Source organism: Pseudoalteromonas mucoides (genome assembly GCF_049257175.1).
Taxonomy (GTDB): Bacteria; Pseudomonadota; Gammaproteobacteria; order Enterobacterales; family Alteromonadaceae; genus Pseudoalteromonas.
In genome coordinates this window covers 1-14,773 of sequence record NZ_JBMMUC010000015.1, presented here as the reverse complement: position 1 = coordinate 14,773, position 14,773 = coordinate 1, and the positions used below count along the sequence as shown (strand labels likewise).

Here is a 14,773-nt window from a genome sequence, read left to right as displayed (position 1 = left end):
CAGGGTGCATAATTAGTGCACCACTGTTGTATTTTTCTTTTGAATTTATGCACATAAGGGAAGGGCATTATGAAAAATGTTGTTTTTAAATTAACGTTAATCACTGTGCTTTTTTTGAGCGCATGCTCGGCGGTAGTAAAAGGCGATTTTAGTAAACTGAGCACAGAGTCATCTAATCAAAAAATAGCAGTTAATCAGCTTGGTTATCTAGTTAATAGCGAAAAAATAGCAATAGTGCCAAATGTAACCGCAACTACTTATGATTTGGTGGATGTAAATACCAATAAAGTAATACGTAGTGGCCAGTTATCGCACGCTAAAATGTGGGATAACTCAGGGAATGACACATTTAAACACGCTGATTTTTCAGATATTGTAACATCAGGAAATTACCTTTTACGTGTAAAAGGAGTTAGAGATTCAGCCGTATTCTCAATTAATAATCATGTATATGACTCAGTTCATACAGCGGCGTTAAAATACTATTACTTAAATCGTTCAAGTATTGAAATAGAGAAAAAGTATGCAGGTATTTATGCGCGGCCTTTAGGGCATAAAGACGACGACGTGCTTTATCATTCATCAGCAGAGCAAGGTGATGACTTTAAAGCGAAAGAGGTGCAATCTCAAAAAGGCTGGTACGATGCGGGCGATTATGGCAAGTATGTTGTGAATTCTGGCATTGCAACTTACACATTGCTTGCCGCATTTGAGCATTATCCTGAGATGTATCAAAAGCAAATATTAAACATCCCAGAATCGTCAGATAATGTCCCTGATATTATAAACGAAGCACTATGGAACCTTGAATGGCTGATCACTATGCAAAGCAAAGATGGGGGTGTTTACCACAAACTCACAACGCTAGAATGGCCAGGTTATGAAATGCCGCATGAAGATAAAAGAACGCGCTACCTGATTGGTAAAACTACAGCTGCTAGCCTTAATTTTGCCGCTACGCTATCGGCAGCAAGTCGAGTAATTGCTCCGTATTACCCTAATAAAAGTAAACAGTATTTAGGTGCTGCAATTAAGGCGTGGAAGTACTCGCTTGAAAATCGAACCCAATATTATGAGCAACCCGCTGATGTTAAAAGCGGCGAGTATGGAGATAGCCAACTAAAAGATGAGTTTGCATGGGCTGCTGCAGAGTTATTTTTAACAACTAAAGATAAGGTTTTTTATAATTTTTACACAGAGATAAATATTGATTACTCAGCTCCTTCATGGAGAAATGTATCGTATCTTTCCTTGAGCAGTTTACTGTTTAAAGCAAAAGAATTATTGAGCAAGCAAGAATATGAAGATCTTAAAATAAAGCAAAAAAATTTAGCTGATATGTATTTAAAACAACATATAAGTAGCTCTTATAGCGTAGCTATGGAAAAAACTGACTTTGTATGGGGAAGTAATTCAGCAGCGTTAAATAAGGCCATAGTTTTGCTGCAAGCCGCTCAGTTAAATAATAACTCACACTACTTAAAGGCCGCGCAAGGGTTTGTTGATTACATTTTAGGGCGCAATCCAACAGGGTATTCGTTTGTAACCGGTTTTGGTGATAAAACACCACAACATCCGCACCATCGAATTTCTCAAAGTGACGACATTAAAGCTCCAATACCAGGCATGCTAGTTGGCGGCCCACAAGCTGGCCAGCAGGATGAGTGTAATTATGATTCAAGCGAACCAGCAAGATCATACAGTGATAGCTGGTGTAGTTACTCAACGAACGAAGTGGCAATTAATTGGAATGCTCCTTTAGTTTATACGCTTGGCTCGTTAATCGCTCAACAATAATTTAATATTAATACTTTACAATACTCTGGTGATAGAAAGGATATAGGTTACAGCGTTCATTACTTTAATTAAATTAACGATACGCACATTCAGTGAACTACTCATCGACACGAAGTGGCGTCGTCCTGTAGTTCACAGGGTGGTTAAACAGTAATTTATATGGATTTGCAAAGGGATTTCTGGAGTTAAAGCAGTAAATGGAAAAGATGGGTTGTTCGGACTGTCAGGGCAAAACTGTGGCTCTAAGCAAATACCATCAAATTGATTAAACGGACTTTGTAAATGATGACCCGTGTATACCTGAATCGCAGGATAGTTAGAAAGTACATTGAGCATAAGTTTATTGTCAGGGCTGGTAAGCTCAGCGTGTTGCTTTATGACTTGCAGGTTGAGTGTTTTCTCGCTTACAAAGTTGTGATCAAGTTTATTGCTTTTATTAAGTATGCGCGCATTTTTGTAGTCAAAAGTAGTATTTTCCACAGGGGCTATTAAACCAGTAGGAATTGCTTGCGAATTTATAGGCGTATAATGCGTAGCGGCCAATTTTAATATATGCCCTTGAACACTGTTATCTATACCATTTAAATTAAAATACGGGTGCGATGTAGGCCCTGCGATCGTTTTTTTATCACTGGTAATCGTAAATTTAATTCCTAGATTACGCTTGTTGTTACAGTCACTAGTAAAGCTATACAATACATTAAATATGGTTTTACCTGGGTAACCGTTGTAACCATCGGGTAGGGTAATACTTAAACTGAGCTCACTTTTTTTATGGTAATCGAGCTTCCAAAATAAGTCGCTTAATGCTTTTTGGCCGCCGTGGAGTTGGTTTACTCCTTCGTTTTTATTAAGTGCATAGATTTTATTATCAATGTGTATTTGGGCGTCACTTAGTCTATTTGCATAAGGACCTGCAACAGCGCCTAAGTAAAACGGATCGCTTAAATAGTCATAAAGATTAGTATAGCCAAGCATGATATTTCGTTTTTCATTATCAATTAGGGTAATCCATCTGGTAAGCCGTGCCCCATAGTTAATAATAGATATTTTGTCATTGCTTTCATTAGTTAAGGTATATTCGACAAGTGTAGTCGTCATGGAGGTTTGTCTCTTTTGAAAAATGCACTGAGCTTAAAATTACTTAGTGCATTAATTGGATAAAATCTAACTATTAAGCTTTGTCTTTAGTTTATATTACCTCAAATGTCATTTAAAAAGCCTGCATGTAAAGTGGCTGAGCAGGCTTGAGGGAACTAGTTTAGTAAGTCTTCAACTAACTTAGCTAAAATACGCTGATCTTTAGCAAAGTTACGAATACCTTCACCGAGTTTTTCACAGGCCATTGCATCTTCGTTGTGTTGCCATAAAAACTGCTCGTGAGTCAGCGGAGTTATTTCGCTTTGTGACGCTTTGGAAATCTTTGCACTGTCGAGCTTATTTTCAAGCGTACCTTCTTCATTTTGCAAGCTATTAAGCAATGCAGGCGAGATTGTCAGTAAATCACAGCCAGCAAGTTCAATAATTTCTTCGATGTTTCTAAAGCTTGCACCCATCACTACGGTTTTATAGTCGTACTTTTTGTAGTACTGATAAATTCCTGTGACTGATTGCACACCAGGGTCTTCGCTCGGGGCGTAATCCTTGTTCTCTCGTGCTTTGTACCAATCAAGAATACGACCTACAAACGGGGAAATAAGGGTAACATTAGCTTGTGCACAAGCGATTGCTTGAGCCATCGAAAAAAGCAGTGTTAAGTTACACTTAATACCTTCTTTTTCTAATTGCTCGGCGGCTTTAATACCTTCCCATGTTGAAGCAAGTTTAATAAGTACACGGTCTTTTGAAATACCAGCTTGTTCGTAAAGCGAAATTAGTTTACGTCCTTTGGCAATACTCGCTTGTGTATCAAATGATAAACGTGCATCTACTTCACTTGATATACGACCAGGGATCACCTTTAATATTTCACAGCCAAAATTAACAATAAGTTGGTCGCAAATTGCGTCAACATCATTGCCCGCTTTATCAATAGCATCATCTATTAAATGTTTATACTGAGGTAATTTTGCCGCTTGTAGTATTAATGATGGATTCGTTGTGGCGTCAACTGGTTGCAAGGCTTTGATTGACTCTACATCACCACTGTCGGCAACGACTGTGGTTACTTTTTTGAGTTGTTCTAACAAGTTCATAATGATGTGTGCCTCGGTTTTGAGACCGAGGCGATGTCCTTATACGTAGCGGTTAACAATATTCTCAAGCAGTTCCTGACGACCAGAAACTTGCTTAGGATCGATGTTGTTCTCGTGTACTAGCGCGGCAAGGCTTTCTAATGATTGTTCGCCTTTAAGAATGCTTTGGCCTAGCTCTTCTTTCCAACCTGCGTAGCGTTTTTCGACAAAATCAGAAAGCTCACCGCCTTCAATCATGGCTGCTGCATTAAGTAATGCCTTAGCCATGGTATCCATACCGCCAATGTGACCAATAAATAAATCATCGCGCTCACATGATTGGCGACGAAGTTTAGTATCGAAATTAAAACCGCCTGTAGTGAATCCACCCATTTTTAAGATTTCGTACATAACGAGCGTACATTCAGCTACATCGTTAGGGAATTGATCTGTATCCCAGCCATTTTGCATGTCGCCACGGTTAGCATCAATACTACCCATAATACCTTCAGCACAGGCAACGGCAATTTCGTGGTGGAAGCTATGACCCGCAAGAGTTGCGTGGTTTGCCTCAATGTTTACTTTTATTTCGTCTTGTAAACCGTGCTTGTGTAAGAAACCTGCAACAGTTGCTGTATCGTAATCATATTGGTGCTTTGTAGGCTCTTGTGGTTTTGGCTCAATTAATAACGTGCCTTTGAAACCAATTTTTTTCTTGTGTTCAACCACCATTTTTAAGAAACGCGCGTATTGCTCGCTTTCTTGCGCAAGATCTGTATTTAGTAGCGTATCGTAACCTTCACGACCACCCCAAAGTACGTAGTTTTCACCACCTAAACGATGGGTAATTTCCATAGCGTGTTTAACTTGTGCTGCTGCGTATGCATACGTATTTGGGTTTGGATTTGTTGCACCACCAGCACAAAAACGTTTGTTTGAAAATAAGTTAGCCGTACCCCAAAGTAGTTTTACACCAGTACGCTGCATTTCTTTTTCAATAATGTTTGCAATGTGCGATACATTATCGTGGCTTTCTTGCAGTGTTGCGCCTTCAGGTGCAATATCAACATCATGAAAACAAAAGTAAGGTACGCCTAGTTTTTCGAAGAATTCAAACGCAACTTTTACTTTTTGTTCAGCAAGTTCAAGCTGGTTGCCGACAGGCTGGATCCATGGACGGTCGAACGTCCCTTCACCAAAAATATCAAAACCTGTTGAACAAAAGTTATGCCAGTAGCAGGCAGCAAAACGTAAATGTTCTTTCATTGTTTTGCCAAGAACAACCTTGTTTTCGTCGTAGTAACGAAATGCAAATGGGTTTTTAGAGTTTTCACCCTCAAATTTAATTTTCTCGACATTTGAAAAAAATTGTTCGCTCATAATGTGCTCCATAAATTTATTGTATTAAAAGTGTGTTTTTATACTTTGATAAAGTGCTTTGTATGTTGTGTATTGCTGTGCGTAAAAGTCTTGCATAATAGGATCTGGTTCGATGGTGTGGGTTACTTTGCCATTGACACACACTTGTTGTGCAGGGAGTTGTGTTACTCCTATCCGGGCAAGTCTTGCGGCACCAAATGCAGGGCCAACTTCTGAGCCTTCTCGGTAAATTAGTGGGCGGTTAAGTACACTAGCGATGATTTTTCCCCACAGTGGGCTTTTTGCACCGCCACCTATAACAGTTACATCGTCAATTTGTGCGCCAGCATCAAGCAGTACTTGTTGTCCGTCGGCAAAAGCAAAAGCGACGCCTTCTAAAACTGCGCGGCCAAGAGTTGCTGCATCTGTATCACTGTCTAACCCAAAAAATACACCTTTGGCATCTGGGTTATTATGCGGCGTACGTTCGCCGGTTAAATAAGGTAAAAATATCACAGAGCTCGGCTTGCTAAAGTCGCATTTAGTGACTTGTTCCAGTAGTGCACCTTCGTTTTCAAAGCCGGTTAATTTAGTGACCCAGCTTAAACAGCTTGCTGCGCTTAATACCACTGACATTTGATGCCAAGTATCTGTAATGCAATGACAAAATGTATGAACAGCGCCTGCTGGATTAGGTAAGTATTTTTCGTTGGCAACAAAGTAAACGCCTGACGTACCTAATGATAGAAATGCTTGATTTGGTGCTATAACACCGACACCTGCCGCGCCAGCTGCATTATCACCACCACCAGCAATTACAGGAACTTGTTCCATCCCCCACTTTGTAGCAACCTCAGCGGTTAACGTGCCAGTTATCTCTGTTCCTTCAAACAGCGTCGGCATGTGTTGTTCAGTTAGGTCAGTTGCTACAAGCATTTTTTCTGACCAAGCTCTTTTTTCTACATCAAGCCATAGTGTGCCTGCAGAGTCAGACATATCTGAAGCAAAATCGCCGGTCATTAAAAATCGTAGGTAGTCTTTAGGCAATAATACTTTAGCTACTTTTGCAAAGTTTTCTGGCTCATGCTCTTTTAGCCATACCAACTTAGGCGCAGTAAAACCGGGCATTGCGATATTGCCGGTAATGTTACGAGAGTTAGGCTCTCGTTTTTCAAGCTCTACACACTGTGCCGCGCTGCGTCCGTCGTTCCATAAAATGGCAGGGCGGATAATATTATTGTTTTTATCAAGTAACGTAGCGCCATGCATTTGTCCTGACAGTCCAACTGCTTTGACCGATTGCAGTAATGCAGGGTAAGTATTTTTAAGTTCATCAATTGCGGTGCAGGTGGCAAGCCACCAATCAGCAGGGTTTTGCTCAGAGTAAAGTGGAGCAGGACGTGAGACATTTAACGAGCTGCTCGCCTGAGCAAGTAAACAATCTTGCTCGTCTAAAATAATTACTTTTACACCTGAAGTGCCTAAATCGATACCAAGATACATAAATCAGAAACTTTCATGTTTGTTTTTGTTAGCGCTAACATTAGTTGATTGGGTGATATTAAGTCAATAGCTCTTATGAACTATCTTATATAAATAGGTTTTATGATGATTTTATATTCTGGTGTTGTTGCACTGTAAATAATTTTGTGTTTTATTGTTATCGCTAACATTTTGGCTATGTAAAAGAATTTTAATAATATGTCTTTAAAGCAGTAAAGAAACTACAGCTTTTAAGCATCTATAGTGAAAAATATGAAACGCTATATCAATACAGTGATTATGAGTAGGTAATTTAAAACATGGCTGAACCAAAAAGAACAAGAATCCAAGATGTCGCTGAGCGGGCTGGTGTATCCATGATGACGGTTTCACGAGTGCTCAATCAAGATCAAAAAGTAAGCAGCAAAACGCGTGAGAAAGTAATGGCTGTCGTTAAGGAGCTAAATTACCGACCAAACGTGTCTGCGAGACGATTAGCTAGTAGTAAATCATTTTTCCTAGGCTTGTTATACGATAATCCAAGTGACTCATATATTAGCCAGTTTTTATTAGCAGCATTAAAAAAATGTCGTGCTTTAGGCTACCACCTAGTAGTAGATGAAGCGCATTTAGATATTAATAAAACCATCGAATCAGTTAAGCAGTTGATAGATGTTACACAAGTAGATGGCATGATCTTATTACCACCGATGTGTGATAACGAGGAAGTACTCGAGGTGCTTACAAAAGCGAATGTACCGTATGTGAGAATAACACCCGATACCAAACTAAATAGCTCTCCATATATTTGCATGGATGACTATCAAGCAGCATTTGAAGTAACAGAAAGACTAATAAACCAAGGCCACAAAAAAATAGCACATATTATTGGTAATAATAAGCAGGGGGTTAGTCGGCTACGGTATCAAGGTTATTTAGATGCATTGCGCTCAAATAAAATTATAACTCCTCCAGAATATATAGAGCAGGGGAGTTTTACTTATCAATCGGGAATGGAGGCTGCGGTCAAGCTACTTGCGTTAGATGAAAAGCCGACAGCGATATTTGCTGCAAATGATGATATGGCGGCTGCTGTTATCTCAATTGCACAACAACAAGGTATTAATATACCGGACGAACTTTCAGTAGTTGGGTTTGATGATACTCAACTAGCTAAGGTTGTATGGCCACATATTTCAACGGTTAAACAACCGATAAATGAAATGGCTGAATTGTCAGTTTCGTTACTCGCTTCTGGACAATATAACGATTTAAGCAATCTGAAAAGTTTGGACTTGAGACATATTTTAGATTTTGAATTGATTGAGAGAGAGTCTAGTTCTATAACACAAATTAAGTAATAGAGACTCTACAGCTCCTTCTGTTCTTAAATTAAAAATCTGTAAAGAGAACAACAACACACACAATTTGGATACTTATGAACAATAAAGAGAATGTACTTTTAATTGTCATGGTTTGCTTTGCTGCAACGATTGGCGGGTTTTTGTTTGGTTTTGACAGTGGTGTCATAAATGGCACTGTAGATGGCTTACAAACAGCGTTTGGCTCTAGTAGTGCTGGTACAGGTTTCAATGTATCGAGTATGCTTATTGGTTGTGCTATTGGTGCCTTCACTGCGGGGAGATTGGCGGATAAATTTGGTCGTCGTCGTATCTTACTTTTTGCGGCTATATTTTTTATTATTAGTGCCTGGGGCTCTGGGATTGCAGGTTCATCCATTGAATTTGTTATCTATCGAATATTAGGTGGCTTGGCTGTAGGGGCTGCGTCTGTAATGACCCCAGCTTATATTAGTGAAATAGCCCCTGCTAGATACCGTGGGACACTCTCCTCACTACAGCAAGTTGCTATTATTTTCGGTTTATTCAGCGCCTTTGTTAGTAACTACTTTTTAGCCGATAGTGCTGGTGGGTCAACTAAAATATTTTGGCTTGGTTTTGAAACATGGCGTTGGATGTTTTGGATAGAGTTACTTCCTGCAAGTTTATTCCTTATTGCTTTATTGTTTATTCCGGAAAGCCCACGTTATTTAATGTTGGTAGGGAAGAAAGAGTTAGCTGAACGTGTTTTGTCAAATTTATATGGTCAAGAATCTGCTTTAGTCAAAAGAGATGAAATAGATGCCTCATTGGCCTTAGATAAACACCAGCCAAAATTGTCAGATTTGATTGATAAATCTAAAAATAGATTGCGTCCTATTGTTTGGGTCGGTATTGGCTTGGCTACTTTTCAACAATTAGTCGGCATAAACGTCGTTTTTTATTACGGTGCAGTACTTTGGCAAGCTGCAGGCTTTAATGAATCTGATGCATTGCTCATTAATATTATCAGCGGGCTTGTGAGTATTATCGCTGTATTTATTACTATGTACTTCATTGACAAAATTGGCAGGAAACCTTTCTTATTAGTAGGTTCTATTGGTATGACGGTGACACTTTTTACAATGGTCTACGCTTTTTTAAATGCAGAAACCGGTGTATCGGGTAACTTAGAATTAGGCGATCAAGGCATTGTCGCTTTAGTCGCTGCAAATGCTTATGTGTTCTTCTTTAATTTGTCTTGGGGACCTGTTATGTGGGTTATGTTAGGTGAAATGTTCCCTAACCAAATTCGTGGTTCAGGTCTTGCTGTCACAGGTTTTGCACAATGGATTGCCAATTTCTTAATTACATGGTCATTCCCTATTATGCTAACAGGTGTTGGTTTAGCTGGAGCATATGGTTTTTACGCAATCTGCGCTCTTATTTCTGTGGTATTTGTCTTTAAGTACTTAAATGAAACAAAAGGCATCGAACTCGAAGAGATGAAGGGTTAAATCTGTATTTGATTTAACGACGTGGGGCGACTGAAGTTTAGGCCCCACGTATGACCCCAATGAAACTTATAGCCGGCAAATTATAAGCTAGGAAAAATATGAAATTACATACAATACTCTTTTCTTTATGCGCTATGCTATTGAGTGCCTGTGGTGGTAAAGCCAATACTTCTGCTGTTGATTTACCACAAATGTCTACGTTGAAAAAGCCAAACATTATAATGATTGTAGTTGATGATTTAGGTTGGTCTGACGTAGGTTACAATCAAACCACTGACTTATTTGAAACCCCCAATATTGATGAACTCTCAAAGCAAAGCTTACGTTTTGATCAAGCTTATGCGGGAGCAGCAAATTGTGCACCTAGTCGTGCGGTTTTAATGTCTGGCCAATATGGTCCACGTCATGGTGTTTATACGGTCTCACCATCGACGAGAGGAAATGAGAAGACACGTAAATTAATCCCAATTAAGAATAAACGTGGGCTAAACCTAGAAGTAATTACATTGGCTGAAGCTTTAAAAGCAGCGGGTTATGCGACGGGTCATTTTGGAAAATGGCATTTGGGAGCAGATCCGGATAAACAGGGCTTTGACACAAATATTGCTGGTAGTCACCAAGGCATGACTTTTCATTATTTTAGCCCTTATAAGTTACCTAATATTGAAGATGGTCCAAAAGGAGAGTATTTAACAGACCGTTTGACTACAGAGGTAATTGATTGGGTGAAATCTAAAAAGAATGAACCATTTTTTGCATACCTACCTTATTATACCGTACATACCCCATTTCAAGCGGTTTCTGATACTGTAAAAAAATATCAGGATAAAGGTATTAAAGATATAAAACAGGCAACTTATGCGGCGATGGTAGAGTCGATGGATACTAATGTTGGTCGTATATTGTCGATGCTCGAGGCTGAAAATTTAGCTGATGATACCCTAGTTATTTTCACTTCTGATAATGGTGGTTATCGCATGTCATCATTTCCATCACCATTAAGAGCAGGTAAGGGCTCTTATTATGATGGGGGATTACGTGTTCCTTTATTAGTTCGTTGGCCTGATGTGATAACTCCTAATATAGATCAGACGCCAGTTATTAATGCTGATTTTTATCCAACACTTCTGAGCTTTGCTAATGCTGAGCAACCAGAACAAGAATTGGATGGAATGGATCTGGGCTCACTACTACTAGGAAATGACACAATTACATCTCGTGATTTGTTTTGGCATTTTCCTATTTATCTTCAAGCACATCACGCTTTAACTGACCAAGGACAAGATCCCTTATTTAGAACTCGCCCGGGCAGTGCTATTAGAAGCGGTAATTGGAAACTAATTCAATATTACGAAAATAATGAATTTGAATTGTACGATCTTGATACAGACCAAGGTGAAACGGTGAATTTAGTCAACAGCGCGCCAGAAAAGCTTAAAGAGCTTAAAGCAAAGCTACTAAATTGGCAGCAAAAAATTGGTGCTGATATACCTACGCAATTAAACCCTAAGTACGATGCCCAATTGAATGAGCAACTAATTGCTGAGAAGTTATTGCAAATTAAAGCGCAGTAAACCGACAAAACATTAATTTACAGTATGTGGTAGCACACTACTAAAAACCGATGATGCTTATCTCACGGTGATATTAGGGTTTTGTTACCACATTTATATCTTGTAGCTTAAATAGATAATGATATTTAACAGAACTATTTAAATTTTAGAGAAACTTATTATGCACTTAAGGCGTACTAATCTTAAAACTAAGTATATATTTCTATGTAGCTTAGCCTTTTTATCTGTCCTAGTTAGTTTTGCATCGCAATCACGTCAACATGAGCAAACAGTTACTTCAATAGCGATTGACCGTGTATGGTCTGGGCACAGAATTAAACCTTATTTATTAACGCGAGGCGAACAGCAATTTGTTGCTTATTATGATGCAAATCGTCAAATGACGTTAGCACATAGGCAGTTAGGTGGTAAGTGGAGGTATTACAAAGTAGATAGCTGGTTAGGTTGGGACAGCCATAATTATGTGACTATGGAACTTGACTCTGAAGGTTACTTACATGTAATGGGTAATATGCATGCAGATCCACTTGAGTATTTTCGTATGTCGGAGCCACTTAATATACGTTCGTTAAAACGTGTGACAGTTATGGCTGAAAAGTCACTCGAACAAAGAATGACTTACCCTGTTTTTCTGCGTAACAAGCAAGATCAGCTTATCGTAAAATATCGCGATGGTGGTAGTGGTAATGGTAGTGAAATTTACAACATTTATAATACCCAATCGAAATCATGGAGCCGGTTACACGCCAAAACTTTCCTAGATGGCGAAGGTAAAATGAGTGGTTATTTTGAAGGACCCACATTAGGCCCTGATGGTATGTTTCATTTAATTTGGGTCTGGCGCAATACACCAAATGCTGCAACAAACCACAGCCTATCCTATGCAAAAAGCGAAGATTTAGTTAATTGGAAAAACTCAAACGGTGAAGATATCTCGTTACCTATTACTGCAAAAAGTGCTGAAATTGTTGACCCTGTTCCACCTTTTGGTGGAATGATTAATGGGAATGTAAAGATCGGGTTTGACCACAATAAGGCACCTATCATTTCATATCATAAATATGATGAAAAAGGCGATACCCAGATATATGTTGCACGTAAACAAGGCAAGGGGTGGGAAGTCGTGAAAATTAGTGATTGGAAAGGGTTTCGATGGGATTTTGATGGGCATGGATCGTTAGGGCGGTTTCAGGTTAAACCTTACTCACCTGAGCTACTGGGAAATAAAAAACTAACAGTATTAGTTCGACGAAATGATGATGTCATGCGTTTTATTTTAGATGGAGATAGCCTAAAAACGATTAAAGTTGAAGAAGCAGATATTTATCCCCCCGTTATTAACGCTGCGACTGAAGCTGCTAACCCCCAACTGTCGCAAAATAAGGGTCTGATTCAATTAGAAAAGCATATTTTCGAAGGAAAAGGAGACTCATCAGCTTTTGGTAGAAAGTTTTATTTATCTTGGCTTACACAGCCTGGTAATAGAGATAGTGCTCATAGTTATATATCTCAACCTAGTGTACTAACTCTGAGTGGAGTTATCGATTAACTAATTCTATATTTATAACCTCTACGATACAGCCATCATAAGCTTATATGATGGCTGATTTATTTTTGCTCTGCCCATCTTATTAACTTGCATTTTCAGTCATGTTAAATCAATATCTATCAATTAGAGCGATACCATTAAATGGTTTTGACTCATAACCGATAGATCATAGGTGACAACAATGAAAAAAATAATAAAACCACTCAGTGTTATTTCTACATGTTTAGCACTTCTTCTTGCTGGATGTAGCGATAAAAAATCAAGTAATGCTGAATATGTAGATTACTTTGCTAATGATGCAATCGGTAATCCTTTGGCTATCGTTCAACATCCTGCAGGTATTTACCATGATGGCGTAACATATGTTTCATATCAGGGACCTCTAGAAGACCCCTATGTCGCTTCATATAATCATGAAACTAAGGAGTGGGAAGGGCCTTATAAAGCAGGTATAAGTGACATGGGCAAAGATCCATCAAGAAGTAAAATAGATAATCATGGTAAACCAACTATTTTGATGGACGATTTGGGCTATATTCATGTATTTTTTGGTGGCCATGGGGGGATGCCTAAACATGGAAAAAACCCACTAGGTAATACTCATTATGGTAGAAATATTCATGCTGTTACTAAAAAGCCTTATGATATTAGTAGCTGGGAGGAGCTAGATACAATTCCTGTGTTTGGTACTTATAATCAAGCAGTAAAAATGGATAATGGTGATATTTATCTATTTTATCGACATGGCGCACATCGTAGCGATTGGGTGTATCAAAAATCTACAGATCATGGTCGCACATTCGAAGCACCAGTTTCATTTTTGAAGCATAAAAGACGAGATGATATTGAAGCTGTTGATAGCTGGTACGCTTGGGTTGATAAAGGTGATGATGGTGAAATCATAATAGGCTATGACTACCATGTTTGTTGGGACGGTAAGGCAGGTATTAATGGTCGAGGGCACACAACAGAAAGACATAATGCATACTACATGACATTTGATACTAAAAATGATGTATGGAAAAACGTAAAAGGTGAGCAATTACCTTTGCCAATCACTCGAGAAATTGCTGATCAAAAAACATTGGCTTTAGATACTGGTGATAAATGGACTTTTAATGGGACAGTTCACTTAGACTCGAATGGCTATCCGCATTTAGCAACTAATATCGGCAAAGATATAGGCATGAAAACAGGCGGGCCCAAACAAACGACACATATTCGTTGGAATGGTTCAAAATGGCTCTCACATAGTGCAGTTGATTCAAATGCTGTTATTAAAAACCAAGATACACGCGGTGATTTAATAGTCAAATCACCAGATGAAGTTAGTTTTATTCTTGAATTTAAAGATGGTGATGATGGCGTTATTTCATACTGGAATAGCAATGATGCAGGTAAAACCTTCGAGCAAGGTGATGAACTAATTCGCCGTAAAGGAGCTAACTGGGCATTAACGTCAATAATCCAAAATGGACACCCAGATGCAAGAATGGTTGTTGCAGAAAAGCAAAAAGGGGAAGCCAATAGAAAAGTTTACTTACTAGGTGATGAAGGTCCTATTCAACGTTTAAAATCTGAAATAGGTAATTAAGCGAGATCCATTATCTGGATACGCTAAGGGTAATAGATAATACAATCCTGATTCAGGGGATTACGGAAAAGCTAGCTCGACAGTTTTACTTAAGACTTGAGCTATGCTTCCTGCATCCCCTTGTAGTGCTACATACTCTCCTGGTAGAGAAACCCTCAACTTATTAGACAGTATTCCCTCCTGCTCTGACATAACTACACTTTCATAGCTTATGAACTGCGCAAGTGCTAAAAAACAAAAAGTAACTTGGCATAATTTTGCTTGCTTAGTTATACTGTATAAATAAGGCTGTGTTGTAGTTGAGTGTGGGTATTGAAAATACATATCATAATGCCTCTTTTATCCATGTTTGATCTGAATACTCAGTGTTATCTTCCATAAACCTAAACCAGCTTAAATAATTCTCAA

The 14,773-nt window shown here is 38.7% G+C and carries 9 protein-coding genes and 1 pseudogene; 6 read left to right on the top strand and 4 right to left on the bottom strand.

From position 1 onward, the window contains the following. Positions 1-69: 69 nt before the first annotated feature. Positions 70-1,797 carry a glycoside hydrolase family 9 protein gene (locus AAEU30_RS16080; protein WP_421961366.1) on the top strand — a complete coding sequence of 576 codons (1,728 nt, stop codon included), beginning with the start codon at positions 70-72 and terminating at the stop codon, positions 1,795-1,797. Positions 1,798-1,929: 132 nt separating this feature from the next. On the opposite strand, the gene AAEU30_RS16075 is transcribed toward AAEU30_RS16080, so the two are convergent. The 4 genes from AAEU30_RS16075 to xylB form a co-directional block, all read right to left on the bottom strand. After that, entirely contained in the window at positions 1,930-2,898 is a 969-nt protein-coding gene (locus AAEU30_RS16075; RefSeq protein ID WP_421961365.1) for an aldose epimerase family protein, read from the bottom strand. A 155-nt stretch (positions 2,899-3,053) separates the two neighbouring features. After that, complete coding sequence (tal, locus tag AAEU30_RS16070) at positions 3,054-3,995, bottom strand: transaldolase (protein WP_421961457.1); 942 nt, start codon at positions 3,993-3,995, stop codon at positions 3,054-3,056. A 36-nt stretch (positions 3,996-4,031) separates the two neighbouring features. Next, the gene (gene xylA / locus AAEU30_RS16065) at positions 4,032-5,351 is read right to left on the bottom strand and encodes a xylose isomerase (RefSeq protein WP_421961364.1); all 1,320 of its coding nucleotides are present in this window, start codon (positions 5,349-5,351) and stop codon (positions 4,032-4,034) included. 24 nt (positions 5,352-5,375) lie between these two features. Continuing rightward, a complete protein-coding gene (gene xylB / locus AAEU30_RS16060; RefSeq protein WP_421961363.1) occupies positions 5,376-6,833 on the bottom strand; it encodes a xylulokinase in 1,458 nt (485 codons plus the stop codon). A gap of 299 nt (positions 6,834-7,132) precedes the next feature. On the opposite strand from xylB, the gene AAEU30_RS16055 reads away from it, so the two are divergent. From AAEU30_RS16055 to AAEU30_RS16035, 5 genes and pseudogenes are all read left to right on the top strand, one after another. Further along, positions 7,133-8,173 carry a LacI family DNA-binding transcriptional regulator gene (locus AAEU30_RS16055; RefSeq protein WP_421961362.1) on the top strand — a complete coding sequence of 347 codons (1,041 nt, stop codon included), beginning with the start codon at positions 7,133-7,135 and terminating at the stop codon, positions 8,171-8,173. A 62-nt stretch (positions 8,174-8,235) separates the two neighbouring features. Further along, a pseudogene (locus AAEU30_RS16050) lies at positions 8,236-9,648 on the top strand (sugar porter family MFS transporter); the annotation flags it as partial. A 98-nt stretch (positions 9,649-9,746) separates the two neighbouring features. Further along, a complete protein-coding gene (locus AAEU30_RS16045) occupies positions 9,747-11,222 on the top strand; it encodes a sulfatase (RefSeq protein ID WP_421961361.1) in 1,476 nt (491 codons plus the stop codon). Positions 11,223-11,382: 160 nt separating this feature from the next. Then, positions 11,383-12,771 carry a BNR repeat-containing protein gene (locus AAEU30_RS16040; protein WP_421961360.1) on the top strand — a complete coding sequence of 463 codons (1,389 nt, stop codon included), beginning with the start codon at positions 11,383-11,385 and terminating at the stop codon, positions 12,769-12,771. 181 nt (positions 12,772-12,952) lie between these two features. Next, positions 12,953-14,365, top strand: a complete 1,413-nt coding sequence (locus AAEU30_RS16035; protein ID WP_421961359.1) for a BNR-4 repeat-containing protein — start codon at positions 12,953-12,955, stop codon at positions 14,363-14,365. Positions 14,366-14,773 lie beyond the last annotated feature (408 nt).

Bases quoted from the DNA above. Each gene is read 5' to 3' on its own strand.
- AAEU30_RS16080 (WP_421961366.1), top strand. From the start codon at position 70: ATGAAAAATGTTGTTTTTAAATTAACGTTAATCACTGTGCTTTTTTTG.
- AAEU30_RS16075 (WP_421961365.1), bottom strand. From the start codon at position 2,898: ATGACGACTACACTTGTCGAATATACCTTAACTAATGAAAGCAATGAC.
- xylA (WP_421961364.1), bottom strand. From the start codon at position 5,351: ATGAGCGAACAATTTTTTTCAAATGTCGAGAAAATTAAATTTGAGGGT.
- xylB (WP_421961363.1), bottom strand. From the start codon at position 6,833: ATGTATCTTGGTATCGATTTAGGCACTTCAGGTGTAAAAGTAATTATT.
- AAEU30_RS16055 (WP_421961362.1), top strand. From the start codon at position 7,133: ATGGCTGAACCAAAAAGAACAAGAATCCAAGATGTCGCTGAGCGGGCT.
- AAEU30_RS16045 (WP_421961361.1), top strand. From the start codon at position 9,747: ATGAAATTACATACAATACTCTTTTCTTTATGCGCTATGCTATTGAGT.
- AAEU30_RS16040 (WP_421961360.1), top strand. From the start codon at position 11,383: ATGCACTTAAGGCGTACTAATCTTAAAACTAAGTATATATTTCTATGT.
- AAEU30_RS16035 (WP_421961359.1), top strand. From the start codon at position 12,953: ATGAAAAAAATAATAAAACCACTCAGTGTTATTTCTACATGTTTAGCA.